A 22,068-nucleotide genomic window follows, 5' to 3' on the forward strand; every position below is an offset into this window, starting at 1 on the left:
AACCCGGCCGTCATGCTCGGAAAGCTGCGATCGACGGTCATCGACTGCCGGGATCCGATGGGGCTCGCCACCTTCTACGCGGGCGTGCTCGGCGGGGAGGTCCACAAGGACGACGACACCTGGGTCGTGCTCACCGACCCACAGGGGCGACGGCTGGCGTTTCAGTACTCGCCAGAGCATGAGCCGCCGCGCTTTCCCGACCCGCGCGGTTCGCAGCAGTTCCACCTCGACATCCAGGTCGACGACCCCGACGCAGCAGAGCGCGACGTGCTCGACCTCGGTGCGACGCGGGTGCCCGACGCCGCGGAGGACGCGAAGTTCCGGGTCTTCCGCGATCCGGCCGGACACACGTTCTGCCTCGTCTGGGGCATCACCGACTAGCACGGTCTAGCACCGCCTAGCCCCGAGACAGTGTCGTGAGTCATCAGTTCGGGAGCAGAATTTGGGCTGCTTGTGCGCACGTACGTGGCCGGGGTGTTGGTATGCGAAACGGTCCTAGCGCCGAGATTGCATTCAGGGTTGTGCTGATCTGAGAAAACGACCACAGCCGTGTGTGCAATCTCGAGCATAGGAAGCCGAAACGGACCACACCGAACGCGCGAACCTCGAATTCTCACTGACGACGAAGTAACGACTCAGCATTAGCGCCGCCTAGCCGCCAACTGTGACGAATCCCTGACACCGCGGTTATCCGGGCACTGAAGTTGGTACCCAAGAAGAGTGGTCGCAGCAGGTTTCGTCGCCATCGGCAGCGGTCCGGCCGGGGTGAGCGCCGCGGAGACGTTCCGCGGCAAGCACCCCGGCATTCCGGTGCGCATTCTGACCACCGATCCCGCGCTGCCCTACGCCAAGCCGCCGTTGAGCAAGGACTTCCTCTGCGGCCGTGACACCAAACTCGCCCTGCACAGCGAGGGCTGGTTCGAGCGCAACGCTGTCGACCTGATCCGCGGAATCACCGTCGACTCCATCGACCTGCAGCGCCAGCAGGTCGTGACCGCGGGCGGCCAGCGTTATCCCTACTGGCATCTCGTGCTGGCCTCCGGATCCGCCGCGGTGCGGCCCGCCATTCCCGGTATCGAGTCCGCGCTGACACTACGGTCGTTCGCCGACGCCGTCGCGCTGAAGATGGCAGCCCGGTACGCGGACTGCGCCGTGGTCATCGGCGGTGGGTTGATCGGCTGCGAGGCGGCGTCCTGCCTTGCCGCGGTTGGTGTCGCGACGATGGTCGTCGCCGCCGAGCACGTTCCCCTGCAGCGCCGGTTCGGTCTCGAGGCCGGGGAACGCGTCGCAAAACTCCTGTCGGACAACGGGGTACGGTTTGCCGGCGAAACCACGGTGGCCGAGATCGAGGATTCCCGCGTGGTGCTCGACAGCGGTGAGACCGTCGACGCCGACCTCGTCGTCTGCGCCACGGGTGTGCGGCCCGACATCCGACTCGCCGAAGCCGCCGGTCTCGACACCCACGGCGGGCGCATCGTCGTCGACGAGCACATGCACACCTCGGCGCGCAACGTCTACGCCGCCGGCGACGTCGCGTTGGCGCACAACGTCACCGCCGGTCGGCGCGTACCCGCCGAACACTGGCGCGACGCCGCGCATCAGGGTTATGTCGCCGGTCTGACCGCCGCCGGATTCCCGGCCGCCTGGGGCACCGTTCCCGGATTCGCCTGCACCATCGGCACTTCGGTGCTCAAGTACAGCGGTTGGGGCGTCGACTACGACAACGCCCGCTTCGTCGACCACCACACCGGGTTCGCGGTCTGGTACGAGGCGGGCGGCGACGTCGTCGGCGTGCTGACGCTCGACGCCGACGACGACTACCGTCGGGCCGTCGCGTTGCTGTCATGTTGACGCACGACCACTCTCGGCCGCCAGCCCGTGCTCCAGCGCGTACATGCTGGCCCCGATCCGGTTCGAGACACCGATTTTGGCGTACACGTGCTCAACATGGTTGCGCACCGTCTTCTCGCTGAGCACCAGCTTGGCGGCGATGCCCTTGTTGCTCGCGCCCTGCGCCACGAGCCGCAAGACTTCCACCTCGCGGGCGGTGAGCCCGTCCGGTCTCGCGTGCCGTCTGGTCGACGCGCGTCCCGACGCCTGCAGTACGGCATCGGCGGCGGTCGAGTCCAACTGGCCCCTGGACACTCGTTCCCGCAGGCGCCGAGCGGCACCCGCCGGGCCGAGCGCCTCCCGGTACGGCCGGGGTTCCAGCGCGCCTTGATAACTCACCGCGCACGCCAACAGCCGGTCGGGCATGGTCAGCTGCCGCGCGGCAATGCCACGCGGATACCCTGAGCCGTCGAGACATTCGTGATGGTTGGCCGCGACCGTTGCGATCTCGCTCAAGGCCGGCACCTGCGACAGGATGCGCTCGGTCAGATAGGGGTGCAACCGCATCCGCTCGAACTCGGCCATGCTCAACGCGCTTGTCTTCGACCAGATCTGGTTCGACACCCCGATGCGGCCGAGATCGTGCACGTAACCGGCGCGCCGGGTCGTCGCGACCGCACGTTCGTCGAGCCCGATCACCTCGGCGGCCGACGCGGCCAGCTCCGCCACGGCGCGTGAATGTCCCAGTGTGAAGGGGCATTTCAGATCGACGAACTCACCGAGCGCGACCAACAATGCGTCGAGCGACTGCTCGTCGAGCCGGGTGCCGCGGTCCGGCGCGTACTGCAGCGCAGTCGCCCACACGTCCCCGGTCGTCGGGACCGCCAGCACCCCTGCGGGGTCGGCGATGAACGCGTCGACGATCGCGGGATCGAACTGGCCGCCGCGCCTGCTGCGGGCCATCGCCACCGCACCGTCGGTGCCGTACTCACGCTGGTGTACCTCGACCATGTCGGCGACCTGGGCCACCCGCATCTCGACCGGTATGCCGTCACCCGACGCGCCGCTCGGCAGCCCGCCGCCGTCGAACCGTTCGAAGGTGTAGCGCAGTGCGTTCTGCACGTCAGCATCCAGACCGATGCGGTCGGCGAGCAGACCGGCTGACGTGCAGTGAGAGTGGATCAGCTGCGAGATATGACCCCGCGCATTGGCATACAGTGCCGCCGCGGTTCTCAACCGGGTCAGCAGCGACTCACCGCGACCGAGGTTGGTCAGCAGGAAGCGTTGGTACGGCAAGCCGGACCAATCGACGAGATACGAGCTCCGCCGCACCGCGATGTCATCGCCGAACCAGCGGGCGTATTCGTGGGAGTCGGCGTGGCAGCCGATCCACATGATCAGCGTCGCGTAGTAGATGCAATCACGCTGACGCTCAGAGAGATTCAGCCGAGCGGCGAGGCGCATCGCGATCAGCGCGGCCCTCAGCATGTGCTCGGCGGGCTGTCCCAATCCGAGGTCGACCGCGACCGACAGCGCCGCGAGCACTTCCGCCCGCGTCGGAAGCTCGTGCGGGGTGCGACGAGCGGCCACAGCCCGATTGTCCACCGTCGGCCCGCTCGGTTCAGTGGGATAGGCGAAGACGGTCGGCGTCGCGGTGGCGCGCGACGTCGAAAGGCTCGAACCGGCCTTGTGCGACCACGCAGATGCCCCGCTGCGGCAGTTGGAAGTCGGCCAGGTTTCCTTGCACCGGATGCGGGCCGACCGGGCCGAGGTCGACGCCGCGCACGACGGCCGTGGAGTCCGCGACCGCCCACACTCGCTTCGGCGCGATGCGGAACTCCTGGCCATTGGGCAGGCTGCCCGTGAGCCGTACCTTGCCGATGCCGAGCACGGGGCCGACGAGGCGGCTCATCAGCCGCAGCGTTTCGCGGTTGCGTGCCGCCGCGGCGGGGAGCCGCGACCCGACGGCGCTCATCAGGCGCGTCGCCGCGGTGGCTTCGATGTCGACACGCCAATCCAGCAATCCGGCAATGGAAATCGCCAGCGACCAAGGGGTGGGCCAGTGCGCGTCGATACCGCAGACGATGGGGTCGATGGTCGTCGCCGAGCTGAAGTACCGCGAGCAGCTCTGCGGCCCGGGCGTAGTCGCGTAGAAGGTCCACACCCCGTCGGGCGTGCGGTGCCACACCGACTTGTAGGCGGGGGAGAACGACGTCTCGGGGAAGTCGCGGTAGGCGAGGTAGTGGCCGCTTGCGAAGGGCAGGCCCATGACGCCGAAGCCGACGACCCGTTCGTCGTCTCCGTCGGGCAGGGGCATGGTTTTGGTGGCGGCCGCTGCGGCCTGGGGTGTGGTGTCCATGACGGCCATCGTGTGCCGACGAGCCGGCCGGCGACATGGGGCAAACGCCCCAAACGTGGGGATTTCGGTGTCGGCGGTTGCGCTGAGCGCCACCAACTACACCGAAATCACTACGACGACGGGCGTAAACCGGCCAGCAGGGAGTGCACGCCGAGCCGCCACCGCTGCTCGATCGTCGGCGCCGACGAGCCCAGCCACCGCCCGAGCTCCTGCACCGCCAAGCCCTGGGCGAGTGCCAGCAGCACGTGGGCGATGTCGGCGACGTCGCCGGCCAGCAGGCCCGCGTCGACGCACCGCTGAATCCGGCCGGTGAACGCCTCGCGCACCGACGCCCCCGCCGCCAGTTCGTCGGGCCCGGGCTCCAATTCGGCGAATGGACGCGCGAACATCAGCTGCGCCAGCCGCGGATATGTGCGGCAGAAGAGCCGGAACACCGGCACCAGCAGTTCCAGGTCGGTGAGCGGATCGTCGGTCGGCGGCACCGTCGCCAGCTCGTCGCCCAACCTCCGGAACCCCTCGAAGACCATCGCCCGCAGCAGGCCGGCCTTGTCGGAGAACAGTTCGTACACAGCGGGCACCGACGTGCCCGCCCGCTCGGCGACCCGACGCGTGGTGAGCCCCGCGATGCCTTCCTCGGACAGCGTCGCGATCGCCACCTCCAGCAGATGGCCCTTCAGCTCGGGCGTGCGCTGCTTCGCCCTCGGCATCGGAACTGGCTAGCCGAGGCTGAATTCCGTTGCCAGCCCGTCGATCCCGGCGCGGATCGCGGCAAGCGCGGACTCGCGGGCCTTCAGCTTGGTCGCCACGTGCGCGCCGGTGTTCAGCGTCGTCACCGCCTCGGCCGCCACCTCCTGCGCCCGCGCGAGCACCCGATCGGCCTCGACGATCTCGTCGAGCCATCCGCCGTTGACGGCCTCCTCGCCGGCGAACGTCGACGCCAGCGCCGCGCCCCGCTGAAAAGCCGGAGGCGTCAGCCGGAACCGCATGATCTCCAGCGCGGCGATCGGAATCGTCATGCCGATCGCCACCTCGATCGCCTGGCACCGGCTCTTCGGCTGGCCCACCCGGTGGTCGCCGGACAGCAGCAGGAACGAACCCATCGCGATCGCCGGGCCCGTCGCCGCCATGACCACCGGCGCCGGGAACGTCATGCAGCGCACCGCGAGTTCGAACCCGCCGGCCAGCATGCCGTGCGCGGCCTGCGCGTCGCCGGACTGGAACACCGTCAGGTCGAAACCGCCGCTGAACACCCGCCCGTTACCCGCGAGCACGACCGCTTTGGCCGAGTCCTTCTCGGCGCGGTCGAGCGCCTCGTTGATCGCGGCCTGCATGGCCGGGCCGAGCACGTTGACCTTGCCGTCGTCGAGGGTGATCCTCGCGACCGAGTCGTTGAGTTCATAGCCGACGAGGCTGGTCATCGATGCTCCTTCTGAAGCGGCGCTGATTCGTACCGATGTTACGAAACGTTGCTACGAAAGCCAAGTCCTAGGCGATCCGGTGGCGTGCCGGCCGGTTGCTCAGCACCTGGGTGTGCGCCTCTTCGAGATCCGTTTCGGCGTCGCTCTGCTGACCGGCGACCGCCCCTCGAGGCGTGTCGTTACGTGGGTTGGGTAGTGGGCCGCCGCCTTCTGCGCGGTAGCGGTCGCGCAGTTCGTTCGCGGCATCCCTCACCCGGTTGATCTCGGTGCGGAGCACGTCTTCGCGGCTCTCGGCGGCGGCGTAGTGGTAGTACGTCAGCAGGTGGCGCAGCAGCTCGAGCTTCTGCTTCTCCTGGCGGGCCAGGTCGTGGGTGGTCAACAACTCCAACCGTTCGACCGGGTGCAGCGTCGACCAGTCCAGCACCGCGGTGGAGCGGAACCGGTGGCGGGCGCGCTTGCCCTTCTCCTGCCCCTGCCGGTCGGAATAGGTGACCGCCCCGTCGAACCGCGACGCGATGGCCTCGCCGACCTCACGACGGTCGAGCGCCGAGTCCCAGACGATCCGCCACTCCTGGTTGGGCGCCAGATACGGAATCTCGGCAGGCAGGTTCAGCGGAACGATGTCGACGTAGCGGTCGTCGTAGACGTTCTCGTACTTGGCCACGGTCGGCGGGTGGGCGAAGTCGAATCGGATGTTGTAGGCCGGCGTTCGGCCGAAGTTCCTGACCACGAGCTCGATGAGGTGCCAGTCGTTGGGGGCCGGCTCCATGAACATCGCCACGTTGGGCTGCATCAGCTCTTCGCTTTGCCGCCGTACCCGTTGATAGTGCCGCCACGCGTAGATCAGCGCGGCGATGCCCACCACCACAGCGAGCCAGGCGGCGAGCGCCGTCCACATGCCGGCCGACAGGCCGAGCAGATTCCCATCCCCGTTCACGCACCGCTGTATACCACGCAGGCGTTAGCCGCACATCATTTGCGTATTTGGCATCCGCGTCGATTTGCTGGGACCGCGCCGGTCCGGCCGGTCGGTGCCGGTGATCCCGCACGCATCGGCGAACGCGTCCGGACTCAACCCGTCGGCGGAGTTCATGTCGCAGTGGCCGAACGGTGGCGCGCCCTCCGGCAGGCCGCCGCCGTGTCCGCTGCCGTCGGTGTATTGATGCGCCACTTTGCCCGGGTATGACGGGTTGTGCCCGTACGCGGCGACCACCAAGCGGATGCCGGGCGGCTTGTGCGGCCACAGCGTGTTCAGGTCACCGACGTTGCCGTAGCCGATCACCTTCGCGGTGCTGCCGACGAAATCGCCAACCGCGTCGTAGGCGGCGTTGATACCCGCCGATCGATCGCCGCGAATCCGGCCGCCCCACGACTCGACGTCGAGCATCACCGCCATCCTCGGATGCGGCGTGCCGACCTGCTCGCAGAACGTGTCGATGGCGTCCTGCCAGTTCGGTCGCCACACGAAGTACGCGATGAAGAACGTCAGCCGCCCGTCGTCGACATTGCCGCGGCACCAGTCATAGTTGTTGCGCCACCGGCGATCTCGGTGCGTCCCGTCGTTGGAGCGGATGCACAGAACCGGGTACGGGTAGCTGTCGTCGACGCCGACCTGCCACTCCGACACGTCGGCGTAGAGCGTGTCCGGCACGCGGCGGTCAGCCGCCCATCAGCATTCGCCACTGGTCGAGGTTGCTGGCCCGGTAGACATAGTTGGTCTGGCGAACCTCCGACAGCGATGCGCTGGGCTCCACCGAATACCAGTGGCCGGGGAACACCGTCGGGTCGCCGGACAGCTTCGCGAGCGCCTGCAGGCTGCGGAACATGTCGTCGACGTCGCCGCCCGGGAAGTCCGTGCGCCCGCAGCCCTCCAGGAACAGGGTGTCGCCGGCGACCAGCCGCCCGTCGAGCAGAAAGCACTGGCTGCCCGGCGTGTGGCCGGGAGTGTGCAGCAGTTCGATGTCGATGTCGCCGACCTTGACCACGTCGCCGTGCTGGTGCTCGGTGAGTTCGCTGCGCGCGATACCGGTGACGTTCGAAACCCAGTCCGCCTCAAGGCGGTTGACGTGCACCGGCACACTGGTTCGTTCCAGCAGTTCGGCGAGGCCCTTGAGCTCGAAGCCCATCATCGACCCGCCGACGTGGTCGGGGTGGTGGTGGGTGACCAGCACCCCGGACAGGCGCATGCCGTCGGCCTCGAGCGCGTCGACGAGATCGCCGGCCGCGTAGGCGGGGTCGACGACCACGGTGTCGCCGGTCTCACGGTCGCCGATCAGGTAGGCGAAGTTACGCATCTGCTGCGCGATCATGTCGCCGGCCGCGAAGTCGCGACCGGACAACAACTGGCGGAAGTAGAGCCGATCCGAGGCCATGGCCGTCAGCGTATCGGCGGCCTACTCCGCTCGCCGAACGCGGGCTATCGGCGGAAGTCACGCATCGGGGCGCAGCCGCACCAGCCGGGTGGTACTGCTCTCGTCGAGCTCGACCAGCTCGGTGCGCGAGCGCAGGAAGTCGCTGAACGAGCGGAACCCCAGGGACTTCTCCGAGAACGACGGGTCCATCCGCTTCATCTGCGCCTTCACCGCGGAGTTGTGCAGCCAGTCGGAGTCGGAGTCGTCCTTACCGTGGGCGACCCGCAGCGCCCGTTCCAGCAGCGCCGTCGCCGCAGCCTGCGGGTCGGGCGTCTCGGGCTCCTGGTCGGCGTCGGCCTTGGTGCGGCGCCGCTTCGGCGCTTCGGTCTTCACCGCAGGGACGCCGGGCAGCGCGTCGTAGGAGACGAACTCGTCGCAGGCCGCGGTGAGCGAGCGGCTGATGGAACCGGTGATGCCGATGCCGACGACGTAGCGCCCGAGCCGTTTGCACCGCTGCGCGAGCGGGATGTAGTCGGAATCGCCGGCGACGATCACCACGTGCGTCAGGTCGGGCAACCGGAACATGTCCTCGACGGCGTCGACCGCGAGCCGGATGTCGGCGCCGTTCTTGTTGTACGCGGCGGCCGGGAACAGCTGCACCAGATCGACCGCGCGCCCGACCAGCTGGTCGCGGTAGTCGGCGTTGACGTCGGCCGACCAGTCGGCATAAGCCTTGGTCAACACCAGCGTGCCGAACGACGAGGCGAAGTCGATGATCGCGCCGACGTCGACGGTCGCCTGCGACAACCGGCCCGGCTGCTTGTGGAACCCGGCGGCCTTGTCGCGTTGAAACGAGCTGCGCCCGTGGATCTGGTCGTAGCGCGAGATCACGATGTTGTCGAAGTCGAGGTACACCGCCACACGGTTCGCGCCCGGTTCGGTCACTGTTCCGTCCATCCCTCCGCGGCTACAGTCGGTGCTAACGGTTGTGGTGATCAGCGGTTTGGCGCGGCAATCGGCGAGACTGTACCCTCTTTAAGGCTCGCGCCACGATGCGCGGGCCTCGAAGCAAGCAGGCCCCCTTAGCTCAGTCGGCAGAGCGTTTCCATGGTAAGGAAAAGGTCAACGGTTCGATTCCGTTAGGGGGCTCGGTGGACGGATCGGCTTGGACGCCTGGGAAGCCTGGCATGCCGGCCCGTAGCCATCGGGGCGGTGTAGCTCAGCTGGTTAGAGCGCACGACTCATAATCGTGAGGTCGGGGGATCGAGCCCCCCCACCGCTACAGACAACAAGAACGCGTAGACGAAGGACGTGAGACGTGGCCTCCAGTACCGACGTACGGCCGAAGATCACTTTGGCGTGCGAGGTGTGCAAGCACCGCAACTACATCACCAAGAAGAACCGCCGCAATGACCCGGACCGGCTCGAGATCAAGAAGTTCTGCCCGAACTGCGGCAAACACCAGCCCCACAAGGAATCGCGCTAGGACGAGCCAGCCCGTGGGCGCGTCCGGGTTGACTAGGTAGGTTCACTAACTGTGTCGTTGACCGAGCGGATCGTCGGGATGCACTACCGCTATCCCGACCACTACGTCGTGGGCCGCGAGAAGATCCGTGAGTACGCGGTCGCGGTCAAGAACGACGATCGTGCGTTCTTCGACGAGGAGGTCGCCGCCGAACTCGGCCACAAGGCGTTGCCGGCGCCGCTGACGTTCACCAGCGTCCTCGGCTACATGGCGCAGACGTCGTTTTTCGAGCACGCCAATGTCGAGATCAAAGACGCGAAGATCGTGCAGGTCGATCAGGTGCTCAAGTACGTCCGGCCGATCTTCGCCGGCGACAAGCTGTATTGCGACGTGTACGTGGACTCCGTGCGCCAAGCCCACGGTACCGACATCGTCGTACTCAAGAACGTCGTCACCAATGAAGCCGGTGACGTCCTACAGGAGACATTCACGACCCTGGCGGGTCGGACCGGTGATGGAGAAGAGGGTTTTTCAGATGCCACTGCGTGAGTTCGCCTCGGTGAAGAAGGGCGATGAGCTTCCCGAGAAGGTGATTCCGCTGACCCGGCAGGACCTTGTCAACTATGCCGGCGTCTCCGGCGACCTCAACCCGATCCACTGGGACGACGACATCGCCAAGCAGGTCGGCCTGGACACCGCGATCGCGCACGGCATGCTGACGATGGGCCTGGGCGGCGGGTACGTGACCGAATGGGTCGGCGACCCCGCGGCGGTCACCGAGTACAACGTCCGGTTCACCGCGGTGGTACCGGTGCCGAACGACGGCATCGGGGCCGAGATCGTCTTCAGTGGACGGGTGAAATCCGTTGAGCCTGAGACGAAGACGGTGACCATCGCCCTGGCGGCCACCACCGGGGGGAAGAAGATCTTCGGCCGCGCCGTGGCGATTGCGAAGCTGGCGTAGTCATGGCGCTCAAGATCGACATCCAGGGAATGGTCTGGCGCTACCCCGAGCCCTACATCGTGGGCCACGAGCAGATCCGCCAGTACGCCAACGCCGTCAAGGCCTACGATCCGACGAGCCACAGCCTGGAGGCCGCCAAGGCCGCGGGCCACGATGCGCTGATCGCCCCGCCGACGTTCATGTCGATCTTCGCGGTGATGATCCAGCGGCACTTCTTTCAGCACAACGACGTCGGCTTCGAAACCCTGCAGATCGTGCAGGTCGACCAGAAGTTCAAGTTCCATCGCCCGATCAAGGCCGGCGATGCGCTAATCGGAACGCTGTACGTGCTGTCGGTCGACGAGCGCTTCGGCGCCGACATCGTGACCACCCGCAACACGCTGGTCGACCAGCACGACGAACTGGTCATGGAGTCCTTCACCACGCTGATGGGCCACGAGGGCGACAACTCCATCTCCGCGGGGTGGGACCCCAAGACCGGTCAGGTGACGCGTAAGCCCGTCGTGCACGACGAGAGCGCGGACGGCGCCGAGAATGGTGAGGCCGCCGCCCAGCTCGACGAACCCGAGAGCATCCGGGCGGCGGATTAGTAACACAGACCGGTGGCGCGCTACACTCGGGCCTCGGGGTTTTCCCAGTCCAGCGCGCTTCCGTCGGGTTTCAATCGGCCGATCGGGGAGCGCGCGAATTGTGTGAGCCCCGGAGCGGGTGGCGATCGCCGTGTCACCCTGAAGGGGCGTAGCTCAACTGGCAGAGCAGCGGTCTCCAAAACCGCAGGTTGCAGGTTCAAGTCCTGTCGCCCCTGCTCAACTGAATACTCGACAAGTGTGGACACTGGACAGTGACCCACAGAAGACTAGATGACCAGACAAGGGGAGCATGCGGTGAGCGACGAGCGCGATGGTGCCGGCTCCGCAGGCGACACCGGGACCGACTCCGAGACCGGCCGCAGCGCGGTCGTGACCCGGCCGACCCGGCCCACGGGGAAGCGGTCGCGGCGAGCCGCGGTTGGCGAGGACGCCGGCGAGGCGGTCGACCTGTCGACGGGCACCAAGGCCTCACCCACCAAGAACGGGTCGGGCACCGCGAAGAAGACCGCCAGGAAGCGTGCCGACCGGCCCGGTAAGGGTGGGCGCAACCCGTTCGTCTTCGTCTGGAACTACCTGCAGCAGGTCGTCGCCGAACTGCGCAAGGTGATCTGGCCGAACCGCAAGCAGATGGTCAGCTACACCGCCGTGGTGCTGATGTTCCTGGTGTTCATGGTGGCGTTGATCGGCTTCGTCGACCTGGGTCTGGCCAAGCTCGTGGCGATGATCTTCGGCTGACGGGCATGTGCGCGACGAATGAGAATTTGAGAGGACTGACACGTGACTAGCTTCGAGGGCGATACGCCTTCGGCCGTTTCCGAGTCGATCGCCGAGGCGGCGGACCCGGCGACCGTGATCGCAGATGAGGCTGCTGAGCGTCTGGAAGACAGCACGGCCGCCGACGCCGTCGAGGACGCGGCGCCGGTCGCCGACGACACCGCCGGTGAGGCTGACGCGGCCGGTGAGGCCGAGGACGAGGAAGAGGACCCGGCGGTCGCGCTGAAGAAGGAGCTGCGGCTCAAGCCCGGCGACTGGTACGTCATCCACTCCTACGCCGGTTACGAGAACAAGGTGAAGGCCAACCTCGAGACCCGCGTGCAGAACCTCGACGTCGGCGACTACATCTTCCAGGTCGAGGTGCCGACCGAAGAGGTCACCGAGATCAAGAACGGCCAGCGCAAGCAGGTCAACCGGAAAGTGCTGCCGGGCTACATCCTGGTGCGCATGGAGCTCAACGACGAGTCGTGGGGCGCGGTGCGCAACACGCCCGGGGTGACGGGGTTCGTCGGTGCGACGTCGCGGCCGTCGCCGCTGTCGCTGGATGACGTGGTGAAGTTCCTGCTGCCCCCGGCCGCGGCGAAGAAGCCCGGCAAGGCCGCCGCTGCGGCCGGTGCTGCCGCCGCGGAGACCGGTGGAATCGAGCGCGCGCCGATCGAGGTCGACTTCGAGGTCGGCGAGTCGGTCACCGTCATGGACGGGCCGTTCGCGACGCTGCCCGCGTCGATCAGCGAGGTCAACGCCGAACAGCAGAAGCTCAAGGTGCTGGTGTCCATCTTCGGCCGCGAAACACCTGTCGAACTGACCTTCAACCAGGTCGCCAAGATCTAATTGCGATTTCGGTGTATTTGGTTGCGGTGAGCGCGACGAATTACACCGAAATCACCGAGAAAGGAAGAGTATGGCCCCGAAGAAGAAGGTCGTCGGGCTGATCAAGCTGCAGATCCAGGCCGGGCAGGCCAACCCCGCCCCGCCGGTCGGTCCGGCGCTCGGCCAGCACGGCGTCAACATCATGGAGTTCTGCAAGGCGTACAACGCCGCGACGGAGAACCAGCGCGGCAACGTCATCCCCGTGGAGATCACCGTCTACGAGGACCGCAGCTTCACCTTCAACCTCAAGACACCGCCCGCGGCCAAGCTGCTGCTCAAGGCCGCCGGTGTGCAGAAGGGCTCGGGCGAGCCGCACAAGACCAAGGTCGCGAAGGTGTCCTGGGATCAGGTGCGCGAGATCGCCGAGACCAAGAAAGAGGACCTGAACGCCAACGACATCGATCAGGCCGCCAAGATCATCGCCGGCACCGCCCGGTCGATGGGGATCACGGTCGAGTAGGACCAGACCCCGTGGCCGAGAAGCGCAGGCGGATCGGCCCGAACAGTGGGAGGGCCAGCTGCGGCCCGCGTCAACCACAACTCAGCAACTAGGAGACACCAATGAGCAAGACCAGTAAGGCATATCGCGAAGCCGCCGAGAAGGTGGACCGCTCCCGGCTGTACACGCCGCTGGAAGCGGCGAAGCTGGCCAAGGAAACGGGATCGAAGAAGCAGGACGCGACCGTCGAGGTGGCGATCCGGCTGGGCGTCGACCCCCGCAAGGCCGACCAGATGGTGCGCGGAACCGTGAACCTGCCGAACGGCACCGGCAAGACCGCCCGCGTTGTGGTGTTCGCGGTCGGCGACAAGGCCGAGGCCGCCGAAGCCGCAGGCGCCGACGCCGTCGGCAGCGACGACCTGATCGAGCGGATCCAGGGCGGCTGGCTGGACTTCGACGCCGCGATCGCGACGCCCGACCAGATGGCCAAGGTCGGCCGGATCGCCCGCATCCTGGGCCCGCGTGGCCTGATGCCGAACCCGAAGACCGGCACCGTGACACCGGACGTCGCCAAGGCCGTACAGGACATCAAGGGCGGCAAGATCAACTTCCGCGTCGACAAGCAGGCCAACCTGCACTTCGTGATCGGCAAGGCGTCGTTCGACGAGAAGGCGCTCGCGGAGAACTACGGCGCCGCGATCGACGAGGTGCTGCGGGCCAAGCCGTCGTCGTCCAAGGGCCGCTACCTCAAGAAGATCGTCGTCTCGACGACCACCGGCCCGGGTATCCCGGTCGATCCGTCGGTGACGCGCAACTTCACCGACGCCTGATTCCGGTGCCCGCCGCGACTTTGCGGCGGACGTCTGGAGACAACACCGGCGCGCCCGTTTCACGGTGTCCTTTCAGCCGCTGAGGTAGCGCGCCGGCATCGGCGAATGCCGAACGAAATTCCTGTCGGCGAACTTCGCTGTTCCGCGGTGACAGCCGTCACACCTGTGTGAAAGTTGACCCATGCGTCAGTGCATTCGGGTCGTCGTTCTCACTTTGCTGGGCCTGTTGAGCACCGCTGTGCTCGGCGCCGTGACGGCGTTGATGGCGGCCGTCAGCCTGGCCGCCACCGCGTTGATCGTGCCGGGCACCGGCACGCCGAACGCGAACATCGTCGAGGACTACATGGAGAACTTCCGCGACTACTACATGCAGGACACGGTGTGCGGGGAGAACGGTTGTGCGGACGACGACTTGAATGGCGTCAACTACCCTGCCTCGTTCTGGCCGATACCGCTGCCGGGCTGGTGTGACCCCGGCCGTTGCGAGAAGTTCGACGTCTCTGTCGACGCCGGGGTGGAGAACCTCAAAAATGCGCTAGCGAACATCGAGACCCTCGACCCCGACTTCGACGGCCAAGTCGTGATCGCGGGCTATTCACAGGGCGCCCGCGTCGTCACCATCGCGAAGACGAAGATCATCAATGGCGACTGGGACGAATTGCTCGACAACGTCGACGAGGTGCAGTTCGTCTTCATCGGCAACCCGAACCGCCCGAACGGTGGCATCCTGTCGCGATTGGGCATCCTGGGCCACATCCCGATCCTGGATGTGACGACCGGACAGCCCACGCCGACCGGACCGACGCCGGGCTTCAAGACCGAAGACTGGGCGATCCGGTGGGAGGGCATCGCGGACTTCCCGCAGTATCTGCTCAACCCGCTGGCGGTGGCCAACTCGCTGCTCGGCTTCTACTACGACCACGGCACCTACCTGGCGGTCAACGGGGACAGCGATCCCGGCGAACTCCCGGCCGGATACACCGAGGAAGAGTGGGAGCTGATCACCTCGAACCCCGAGCTGTATCCCGACCTCGTCGACATTCAGACGTACGGCGACACCACGTACTACACCATCACCCCTAAGGTGCTGCCGCTCGTGCGGCCGCTGCACTCGATTCCGTTCCTCGGCAAGCCGATCGCGGACCTCATCGAGCCGGCGCTGCGCGTGATCATCGAAGAGACCGGCTACAACCGCAACATTCCGTTCGGCCAGCCCACGGAGATCGGGCTGTTCCCGCTGTTCAATCCGATCACGCTGGCCATCAAACTGATCCCCGCGATCTTCCAGGGCATCAACAACTTCCTCGCCAATTTCGGGTTGGCAACGGAGATTCCGCTGTCTCCATCGCCGGTTGCACCGCCGTCGTCGCAGGAGGATCAGCAAGAGCAAGAGGACGTGCAGGTGCTGGCGAAGTCGGGTGAAGACCCGGAAGGGTTGTCCGGAGCAAAGCTGAAACTGGTCCAAGGCTCTCAGGCAATGACGGGCGACGTCGAGCAGCAACAGCCCGCCGGGGTCGACGACCAGAAGACGTTCGCCGCGAACACCGAGACGGAGAAAGATCTCACGCTGACCGAAGGAACCGAACCGCTCGGCACCGAGGGCACGATCGACTCCGAGGGCACGATCGACTCCGAGGAGCCGCAGGAGTCCGGGCTCGAGCAGTCTCCGACGGACAACGTCGAGGTCGTAGTCGAGGACGACACCAATGCCGGCGAGGGCAACGACATCGTGGTCGGCAAGGACCCTGAAGACGACAAGGGCACCGGCGATAACACCATCGACGCGAACGGCGGCAGCGTGTCGTTGAACTTCTCGCCCAACAATCCGGACAACGGGCCGACCGGCGACGTCGAGGGCGCCGACCAACCAGATCCCACGGCGAGCCCGAAACCGGACGAGGAAGCCGAGGGGCCGGAAGGCGCGGACGACCCGGGCGCCTCGGAAAGCCCAGCGGGTTCCGAAAAACCCGCAGCCTGACAGCGCGCCCGGTACCGGAGCCCCCGCGGGCTCCGCGTAGCGGAATTCGGTGGTATGTCACGATTGGCGCGTGAGGGGAATCATCCTGGCGGGCGGCACCGGGTCGCGCCTGCACCCGATCACCCTGGGTGTGTCGAAGCAACTGGTCCCGGTCTACGACAAGCCGATGGTCTACTACCCGCTCTCCACGCTGATGCTCGCCGGCGTACGCGACGTTCTGGTCATCACGACTCCGCACGATGCGGAGCAATTTGAACGGTTGCTCGGCGACGGGTCGCGATTCGGAGTATCGATCACCTACGCCAAGCAGCCGTCGCCGGACGGTCTCGCCCAGGCGTTTACGATCGGCGAGGACTTCATCGGCAGCGACAACGTGGCTCTGGTCCTCGGCGACAACCTGTTGTATGGGCCGGGGTTGGGCAGTCAGCTCAAGCGCTTCACCACCATTGACGGCGGTGCGATCTTCGCCTACTGGGTGGCGGAGCCCTCGGCATACGGCGTGATCGAGTTCGACGACAACGGGCTGGCGATCTCTCTGGAAGAGAAACCGAAACGGCCGAAGAGCAACTACGTCATACCGGGTCTGTACTTCTACGACAACGACGTCGTCGAGATCGCGCATGGCCTCGAGAAGAGCGACCGCGGGGAGTACGAGATCACCGACGTCAACCGCAACTACCTCGAGCAGGGGCGGTTACAGGTGCATGTGCTGCCCCGCGGAACCGCATGGTTGGACACCGGCACGTTCGACCAGATGACCGATGCCGCTGAGTATGTGCGCACGATGGAGCGGCGCACCGGCTTGAAGATCGGTGTTCCGGAGGAAATCGCTTGGCGGCAGGGCTATCTCAGCGACGACGAGTTGCGGGAACGTGCTGAGCCGCTGGTGAAGTCGGGATACGGCACCTATCTCCTCGACATCCTGGACAGGGGACGCTGATGTCGCGACTTCTCGTCACCGGAGGAGCCGGTTTCATCGGCTCCAACTTCGTGCGGTACGTCATCGAGAACACCGACCACCACGTCACCGTGCTGGACAAGATGACATACGCCGGCAACCGCGCCTCACTGGCCGGGCTGCCCGAGCATCGAATGACGTTCGTGCAGGGCGATATCGCCGACGCCGCACTGGTCGACGAGCTGTTCGCCTCTACCGACGCAGTCGTGCACTACGCGGCCGAGACACACAACGACAACTCGCTCGACGATCCCCAGCCGTTCCTCCACACCAACCTCACCGGTACCTTCACACTGCTCGAGGCGGCGCGCAAGCACGGCACCCGCTTCCATCACATCTCCACCGACGAGGTGTACGGGGACCTGGCGCTCGACGACCCGAGCAGGTTCAGCGAGGAGACGCCGTACAACCCGTCTTCTCCGTACTCGTCGACGAAGGCGGGCAGTGATCTGTTGGTGCGGGCGTGGTTTCGGTCGTTCGGGCTGGCCGTGACGATTTCGAACTGCTCGAACAATTACGGTCCCTATCAGCACGTCGAGAAGTTCATCCCGCGCCAGATCACGAACGTGCTGCGGGGCAACCGTCCCAAGCTGTACGGCGAGGGCCGCAATGTGCGGGACTGGATCCACGCCGACGACCACTCGTCGGCGGTGCTGACGATCCTCGAGGGCGGCCGTCTCGGCGAAACATATCTGATCGGCGCTGACGGCGAGAAGGACAACAAGACCGTCGTCGAACTGATTCTCACCCTGATGGGCCAGCCGGCGGACGCCTACGACCATGTTCCGGATCGAGCGGGCCACGATCTGCGGTACGCCATCGATTCGACCAAGCTGCGCGAGGAACTCGGTTGGCGGCCGCGATACCAGGACTTCGAGAAGGGCCTGGCCGCGACGATCCAGTGGTACCGCGACCACGAGGACTGGTGGACGCCCGCCAAGGATGCCACCGAGAGTTTCTACGCCCGGCTGGGTCAGTGAAGGAAACCCCCGAGGATGACTGAGTTCGGTAAACCGCTGCGCGCCACCGCGTCTCCCATACCAGGGTTGGTGGTGTGGGAGCTGTCCGTACACGGGGACAACCGCGGGTGGTTCAAGGAGAACTGGCAGCGCGAGAAGATGGTCTCGCTCGGCTTACCTGACTTCAAACCCGTGCAGAACAACGTGTCCCTCAACGAGACCGCGGGCACGACGCGCGGGATCCACGCCGAGCCATGGGACAAGTTCGTCTCCGTCGCGACCGGACGGATCTTCGGGGCGTGGGTGGACCTTCGCGCCGGCCCCACCTTCGGCACCACCTTCACCGCCGAGATCGACCCGTCCCGAGCGGTGTTCGTGCCGCGCGGGGTGGGCAACGCGTTTCAGACCCTGGAACCGAACACCGCCTACATCTATCTGGTGAACGACCACTACTCGCCGGACGGCGAATACACATCGCTGAATCTCGGTGACGAGACCGCCGCCATAGACTGGCCGATCCCGCTCGAACGTGCCGCGCTCTCAGCGAAAGATCGCGAGCATCCGCGGCTCGCGCAGATACGACCGGTGCCACCGCGCAAAGTCCTGGTGCTCGGTGCCGCTGGGCAACTGGGCAGGGCACTGCGCGACGCGTATGCCGGCGCATCCAACGTCGAATTCGCCGACCGCGCCGACCTCGACCTCACCGCCGCCAGCGTCGAAACCGCCCGGCGGTGGCGGGATTACGACACCATCATCAACGCCGCCGCGTACACGGCGGTGGATTCGGCCGAGACTCCCGAAGGGCGCGCGGCGGCGTGGGCCACCAACGTCGCCGGCGTCGGCGCTCTGGCGCGGATCGCCGCCGTCCACGACGTCACGCTGGTACACGTCTCCAGCGACTACGTCTTCGACGGCAGCGCGAGCAGGCCATACCGTGAGGACGACCCGGCGTCGCCGCTCGGCGTATACGGGCAGACCAAAGCCGCCGGCGACGCGCTGGTCGCCACCGTGGATCGGCATTACATCGTCCGGGCGTCGTGGGTGATCGGTGACGGCCGAAACTTCGTGCGCACCATGCTGTCTCTCGCCGAACGCGGCGTCGACCCGGCTGTCGTGAACGACCAGCACGGCCGGCTGACCTTCACGTCGGAACTCGCGAAGGCGATCCGGCACCTGACCGAGACGCGCGCGCCCTACGGCACTTACAACGTGACCGGATCCGGTGCCGCGATGTCCTGGGCAGAGGTCGCGCGCCGGACGTTCGAATTGGCGGGGCATGATCCGAACCGCATCACCGAGGTCTCCACGGCCGAGTACTACGCGGATGCCTCGCAACCTGTCGCGCCCCGGCCGGTCAACAGTGTCCTGGACCTCACGAAGATCCAGGCGGCCGGTTTCGAACCCGTCGACGCCGACGAAGCTCTGGCGAATTATGTCCGGCAAGAATCGTTTGCGGCTCAGTAGAGTTGCCGTCAGCGGTCGTCGCCGAACACCCGCCCGAGTTCGGCCCGCGACTTGATACTCAGCTTGCGGTAGATGCCCGACAGGTTGGTCTCGACGGTCTTCGGGCTGATGAAAAGGGCAGCGGCCACGTCCTTGGTGGTGAGTCCCGACGCGGCCAGTTCGGCCACGCGATACTCCGACGGCGTCAACCCCATGCTTGCGCCACCGGAAACTTTCGCACGCGCGAGCTCGGTGCGGGCCCGCTCGGCCCACAGCGGTGTGCCCAACGCCTCGAACGCATGCAAGGCTTCGATCAACGTCGTACGCGACAACTCCTTTCGGCGTTGACGGCGTTGCAACTGGCCGAGCAACAGCAGCGTCCGGGCCCGCTCGAACGGCATGGGCAGACGCTCGTGATGTAGCAACGCCTGGCCGGCCATCTCGGCGGCCGCATCGATTTCGCCTCGTGCGGCCAGCCACAGACTGCGGCACCGCGCACCCATCGCCAGCATCCACGGCCGATCCACCAAGCGGCCGTTGGCCTCCAGCGCCTCGATCATCGGCTCGGTCTCGGCCACCCGGCCGAGCGCGATCATTGCCTCCACCGCGTCGGGGGCGTAGCCGACCGTGATGATCTCGGTGCCGGGGATGAACGGAAAGCGGGCGATCAGGGGCTGAAGTATCTGCAGCGCCTGCTCGTACTTCCCGAGCGATACCTCCAGGAATCCCAGGCTGATCGAGGCCCAGTCGGCGAGCCGCGGGGAGCCGCAGCGTTCGGCGAGATCGAGCGCCGCCGTGGCGGCTTCGCGAGTTTCGTCCTCCCTGCCGGCGTACGCCGTCACCGCGGACTGGATGGTCATGGCGATGATGCGCATGTGTTCACCGCCGAGTTGTTGTGCCCGCTCGACGGTCTCCTCGGCCACGCGTGTCGCGTCGTCGTAGCGGCCTCGCCAGATCTCGATCAGCGCGGTGAAGACGGCGACGAAGATCAGGTCGGTCTCGGCGCCCCGCTCGACGCAGCGCCGGCGCACGGCGGCCATCTGCTCAGCGGCCTCGTCCAACCGCCCGGCCCACGTCAGCAGCAGCGCGTGGTTGGCCCTGGCGCGGAACGCGATCGGCGCCTCGCTGTTCGGATCGTGCAAGGCCAGTGCCCTGCGCATGCTGACCCAGTCGACGCCGCGACCGCACATACATGCGATGGTCGCCCGCACCGCCAGCACCTGGCTCGTGAGGTCGCCGATCCCGACGTCGTCGGCGTACGCCGCGGCCCGCTCGGCGTTGCGCAGGGCCGGTCCGAATTCCCCGGCGTTCAAACACGCATAGGACAGCAGCAGCAGCGTTCGGACGCGGACTTCGCGGTCGCCCTCGTCGTTGTCGAGCGCCTGCTCGAGCAAACGGGTCGCAGCGGTGAAGCTGTTGTCGTGAATCCGCATGCTGGCCAACAGGTTCAGCGCCATCGCCCGGTGCACGCCGGGCGGTATCCGGTCGGTCAGCCGGTCCAGCAGCGCCTCTGCGCGTTGGAGGTCTCCGGCGTGCAGATGGTGCTCGGCGGCGCGAATCCGCCGTGCCGGGGTATCGCCGCCGAGACCGATCGCGAGTTCGAGGAGCTCGGCTGCCGCGGCGGGCGCACCACGTTCACGGGCCGCACCGGCGGCGACATCGAGCGCCTCAAGCGTCGTCGGGTCGGCGCTCGAGGCCGCCAGTGCCAGGTGCCGGGCTCTGGATTCGGGCAGCACCACGACCTCGGCCAGCGAGCGGTGCATGGCCCGGCGCTCACCCGGCGTCGCATCGGTGTAGACGCTGCGCGCCAACAACGGGTGGGCGAACGCGACGTTGTCCCCGTCGATCGTCACGATGCCCTTGGCTCTCGCCTCTTCGAGCAGTTCGACTGTTCGCTCGACGCTGCTGCGGGTGACGCGCGCGAGCAGGTCGACGCTCGGCGCTGCCTCGCACGCGGCGGCCAACAACAGCACCTGGGTTTCGCGGTCCAGCCGTCCGATGCGCCGGCGCATCAACTCGGCCAGCGACGCGGGCAGCACCGACTGGGAACCGCCCGCCTCGACCGCCCGCGCCAGTTCGAGCGCGTAGAACGGGTTGCCGCCGGAGATCTCGGCAATCCGGACCATCGTCGGGCGTGGGAATGACCGACCGAGCCGCGCCGAGATCAGCGCGTGCAGTCCGCCCAGGCTCAGTGGGCCGACGTGCACCCGGCGCACCTGCGCCGCGCCGCCCAGCTGCAGCCAACTCGCGGCGCCGGCACCTTCGTGTTCGGTGCGCTCGGTGAGCAGCAAGCCCACGGGTCCGCTGAACCGCCTCGCGGCGAACGCCAGCACGGCCTTGCTGGACGGGTCGAGCCACTGCACGTCGTCGACGGCCACCAGCAGCGGCCGGTCGGCGCACAGTCGCTCGATGACCGTGGTGACCGCCGCCGCGACGGCGCGCTGATCGGTCGGTGGGCCCTCACCGTCGGCGCGCAGCAGCACCCGATCGACAGCGAGGCACTGAACCTCTGGCAGGCCGGTGAGAACCTCGGGGGAGACGCCGCCGAGCAGGTCGGCGACCGCGGCATACGCGAGGGCGGTCTCCGCCTGCCCCGCTCGGGCCGTCAGCACCTCGAAGCCGCGCTCACCGGCCGCGGAGATTCCTGCCAGCCACAGAGTGGTCTTGCCCGCTCCGGCTTCCCCCTCGATGACCAGCCCACAGGGTGCGGCCGCGGCGGATCGCAGGAGATCTTTCACCGCCCGGAACTCGGCTGGACGTTCGACTACGCCGGAAACCAATGGCCCCACCCTCGAGAGACAGCAAATCGAGGGTACCCCGCCGGTCCCAGGGCTACGCAG

The 22,068-nt window shown here is 66.9% G+C and carries 23 protein-coding genes and 3 tRNA genes; 17 read left to right on the forward strand and 9 right to left on the reverse strand.

Annotation, left to right across the window (positions count from 1 at the left end):
* Nucleotides 1–12: 12 nt before the first annotated feature.
* Together AU187_RS17170 and AU187_RS17175 are read left to right on the forward strand one after the other, a co-directional pair.
* The gene (locus AU187_RS17170; protein ID WP_059101281.1) at nucleotides 13–381 is read left to right on the forward strand and encodes a VOC family protein; all 369 of its coding nucleotides are present in this window, start codon (nucleotides 13–15) and stop codon (nucleotides 379–381) included.
* Between the two features lie 339 nt (nucleotides 382–720).
* Nucleotides 721–1,851, forward strand: a complete 1,131-nt coding sequence (locus tag AU187_RS17175) for an NAD(P)/FAD-dependent oxidoreductase (protein WP_059101282.1) — start codon at nucleotides 721–723, stop codon at nucleotides 1,849–1,851.
* Here the strand turns inward: AU187_RS17175 and AU187_RS17180 are convergent.
* The 8 genes from AU187_RS17180 to AU187_RS17215 all read right to left on the reverse strand — a co-directional run bounded on the left by AU187_RS17180 (nucleotide 1,843) and on the right by AU187_RS17215 (nucleotide 8,903).
* The gene (locus AU187_RS17180; protein ID WP_156425604.1) at nucleotides 1,843–3,420 is read right to left on the reverse strand and encodes an HD domain-containing phosphohydrolase; all 1,578 of its coding nucleotides are present in this window, start codon (nucleotides 3,418–3,420) and stop codon (nucleotides 1,843–1,845) included. The two genes, AU187_RS17175 and AU187_RS17180, sit on opposite strands and share 9 nt — an antisense overlap.
* Nucleotides 3,421–3,451: 31 nt before the next feature.
* A complete protein-coding gene (locus tag AU187_RS17185) occupies nucleotides 3,452–4,189 on the reverse strand; it encodes a hypothetical protein (protein ID WP_059101509.1) in 738 nt (245 codons plus the stop codon).
* Nucleotides 4,190–4,299: 110 nt separating this feature from the next.
* Nucleotides 4,300–4,896 (reverse strand): TetR/AcrR family transcriptional regulator, encoded by a 597-nt coding sequence (locus AU187_RS17190; RefSeq protein ID WP_059101284.1) that lies wholly within the window; start codon nucleotides 4,894–4,896, stop codon nucleotides 4,300–4,302.
* Between the two features lie 9 nt (nucleotides 4,897–4,905).
* Nucleotides 4,906–5,607, reverse strand: a complete 702-nt coding sequence (locus AU187_RS17195; RefSeq protein WP_059167001.1) for a crotonase/enoyl-CoA hydratase family protein — start codon at nucleotides 5,605–5,607, stop codon at nucleotides 4,906–4,908.
* Between the two features lie 67 nt (nucleotides 5,608–5,674).
* A complete protein-coding gene (locus AU187_RS17200) occupies nucleotides 5,675–6,505 on the reverse strand; it encodes a DUF8453 domain-containing protein (RefSeq protein ID WP_059101510.1) in 831 nt (276 codons plus the stop codon).
* Nucleotides 6,506–6,568: 63 nt separating this feature from the next.
* A complete protein-coding gene (locus AU187_RS17205) occupies nucleotides 6,569–7,258 on the reverse strand; it encodes a glycoside hydrolase family 25 domain-containing protein (protein WP_059101286.1) in 690 nt (229 codons plus the stop codon).
* A 7-nt stretch (nucleotides 7,259–7,265) separates the two neighbouring features.
* Nucleotides 7,266–7,979: an MBL fold metallo-hydrolase gene (locus AU187_RS17210; protein ID WP_059101287.1), complete on the reverse strand. Its 714-nt coding sequence runs from the start codon at nucleotides 7,977–7,979 to the stop codon at nucleotides 7,266–7,268.
* 57 nt (nucleotides 7,980–8,036) lie between these two features.
* Complete coding sequence (locus AU187_RS17215) at nucleotides 8,037–8,903, reverse strand: NYN domain-containing protein (protein WP_059101511.1); 867 nt, start codon at nucleotides 8,901–8,903, stop codon at nucleotides 8,037–8,039.
* Between the two features lie 131 nt (nucleotides 8,904–9,034).
* Between AU187_RS17215 and AU187_RS17220 the strand changes: the two genes are divergently transcribed.
* The 15 genes from AU187_RS17220 (at nucleotide 9,035) to AU187_RS17290 (ending at nucleotide 19,249) form a co-directional block, all read left to right on the forward strand.
* A tRNA-Thr gene (locus AU187_RS17220) sits at nucleotides 9,035–9,107 on the forward strand.
* A gap of 59 nt (nucleotides 9,108–9,166) precedes the next feature.
* Nucleotides 9,167–9,240, forward strand: a tRNA-Met gene (locus tag AU187_RS17225).
* 36 nt (nucleotides 9,241–9,276) lie between these two features.
* The gene (gene rpmG / locus AU187_RS17230) at nucleotides 9,277–9,444 is read left to right on the forward strand and encodes a 50S ribosomal protein L33 (protein ID WP_059101288.1); all 168 of its coding nucleotides are present in this window, start codon (nucleotides 9,277–9,279) and stop codon (nucleotides 9,442–9,444) included.
* Between the two features lie 51 nt (nucleotides 9,445–9,495).
* The gene (gene hadA / locus AU187_RS17235) at nucleotides 9,496–9,972 is read left to right on the forward strand and encodes a (3R)-hydroxyacyl-ACP dehydratase subunit HadA (RefSeq protein WP_059101289.1); all 477 of its coding nucleotides are present in this window, start codon (nucleotides 9,496–9,498) and stop codon (nucleotides 9,970–9,972) included.
* A complete protein-coding gene (gene hadB, locus AU187_RS17240) occupies nucleotides 9,959–10,387 on the forward strand; it encodes a (3R)-hydroxyacyl-ACP dehydratase subunit HadB (protein WP_059101290.1) in 429 nt (142 codons plus the stop codon). Before hadA ends, hadB begins: the two co-directional genes overlap by 14 nt.
* Before the next feature lie 2 nt (nucleotides 10,388–10,389).
* The gene (gene hadC / locus AU187_RS17245) at nucleotides 10,390–10,977 is read left to right on the forward strand and encodes a (3R)-hydroxyacyl-ACP dehydratase subunit HadC (RefSeq protein ID WP_059101291.1); all 588 of its coding nucleotides are present in this window, start codon (nucleotides 10,390–10,392) and stop codon (nucleotides 10,975–10,977) included.
* 142 nt (nucleotides 10,978–11,119) lie between these two features.
* Nucleotides 11,120–11,192 (forward strand) — tRNA-Trp (locus AU187_RS17250).
* Nucleotides 11,193–11,271: 79 nt separating this feature from the next.
* The gene (secE, locus tag AU187_RS17255; RefSeq protein ID WP_059101292.1) at nucleotides 11,272–11,712 is read left to right on the forward strand and encodes a preprotein translocase subunit SecE; all 441 of its coding nucleotides are present in this window, start codon (nucleotides 11,272–11,274) and stop codon (nucleotides 11,710–11,712) included.
* 42 nt (nucleotides 11,713–11,754) lie between these two features.
* Nucleotides 11,755–12,582, forward strand: coding sequence for a transcription termination/antitermination protein NusG (nusG, locus tag AU187_RS17260; protein ID WP_059101293.1), 828 nt, complete (start codon nucleotides 11,755–11,757; stop codon nucleotides 12,580–12,582).
* A 70-nt stretch (nucleotides 12,583–12,652) separates the two neighbouring features.
* On the forward strand, nucleotides 12,653–13,081 hold the full coding sequence (rplK, locus tag AU187_RS17265) for a 50S ribosomal protein L11 (protein WP_059101294.1): 429 nt from the start codon (nucleotides 12,653–12,655) through the stop codon (nucleotides 13,079–13,081).
* Between the two features lie 101 nt (nucleotides 13,082–13,182).
* Entirely contained in the window at nucleotides 13,183–13,890 is a 708-nt protein-coding gene (rplA, locus tag AU187_RS17270) for a 50S ribosomal protein L1 (RefSeq protein ID WP_059101295.1), read from the forward strand.
* A gap of 181 nt (nucleotides 13,891–14,071) precedes the next feature.
* Nucleotides 14,072–15,868 (forward strand): PE-PPE domain-containing protein, encoded by a 1,797-nt coding sequence (locus AU187_RS17275; protein WP_059101296.1) that lies wholly within the window; start codon nucleotides 14,072–14,074, stop codon nucleotides 15,866–15,868.
* A gap of 70 nt (nucleotides 15,869–15,938) precedes the next feature.
* Nucleotides 15,939–16,808 carry a glucose-1-phosphate thymidylyltransferase RfbA gene (gene rfbA, locus AU187_RS17280; protein WP_059101297.1) on the forward strand — a complete coding sequence of 290 codons (870 nt, stop codon included), beginning with the start codon at nucleotides 15,939–15,941 and terminating at the stop codon, nucleotides 16,806–16,808.
* Nucleotides 16,808–17,806, forward strand: a complete 999-nt coding sequence (gene rfbB, locus AU187_RS17285) for a dTDP-glucose 4,6-dehydratase (protein WP_059101298.1) — start codon at nucleotides 16,808–16,810, stop codon at nucleotides 17,804–17,806. Before rfbA ends, rfbB begins: the two co-directional genes overlap by 1 nt.
* 15 nt (nucleotides 17,807–17,821) lie before the next feature.
* On the forward strand, nucleotides 17,822–19,249 hold the full coding sequence (locus AU187_RS17290; RefSeq protein WP_059101299.1) for a sugar nucleotide-binding protein: 1,428 nt from the start codon (nucleotides 17,822–17,824) through the stop codon (nucleotides 19,247–19,249).
* 8 nt (nucleotides 19,250–19,257) lie between these two features.
* Here the strand turns inward: AU187_RS17290 and AU187_RS17295 are convergent, their stop codons facing one another.
* Nucleotides 19,258–22,008, reverse strand: coding sequence for a helix-turn-helix transcriptional regulator (locus AU187_RS17295; RefSeq protein WP_059167002.1), 2,751 nt, complete (start codon nucleotides 22,006–22,008; stop codon nucleotides 19,258–19,260).
* Nucleotides 22,009–22,068 lie beyond the last annotated feature (60 nt).

It is taken from the genome of Mycobacterium sp. IS-1556 (genome assembly GCF_001499985.1).
Classification (GTDB): Bacteria; Actinomycetota; Actinomycetes; order Mycobacteriales; family Mycobacteriaceae; genus Mycobacterium.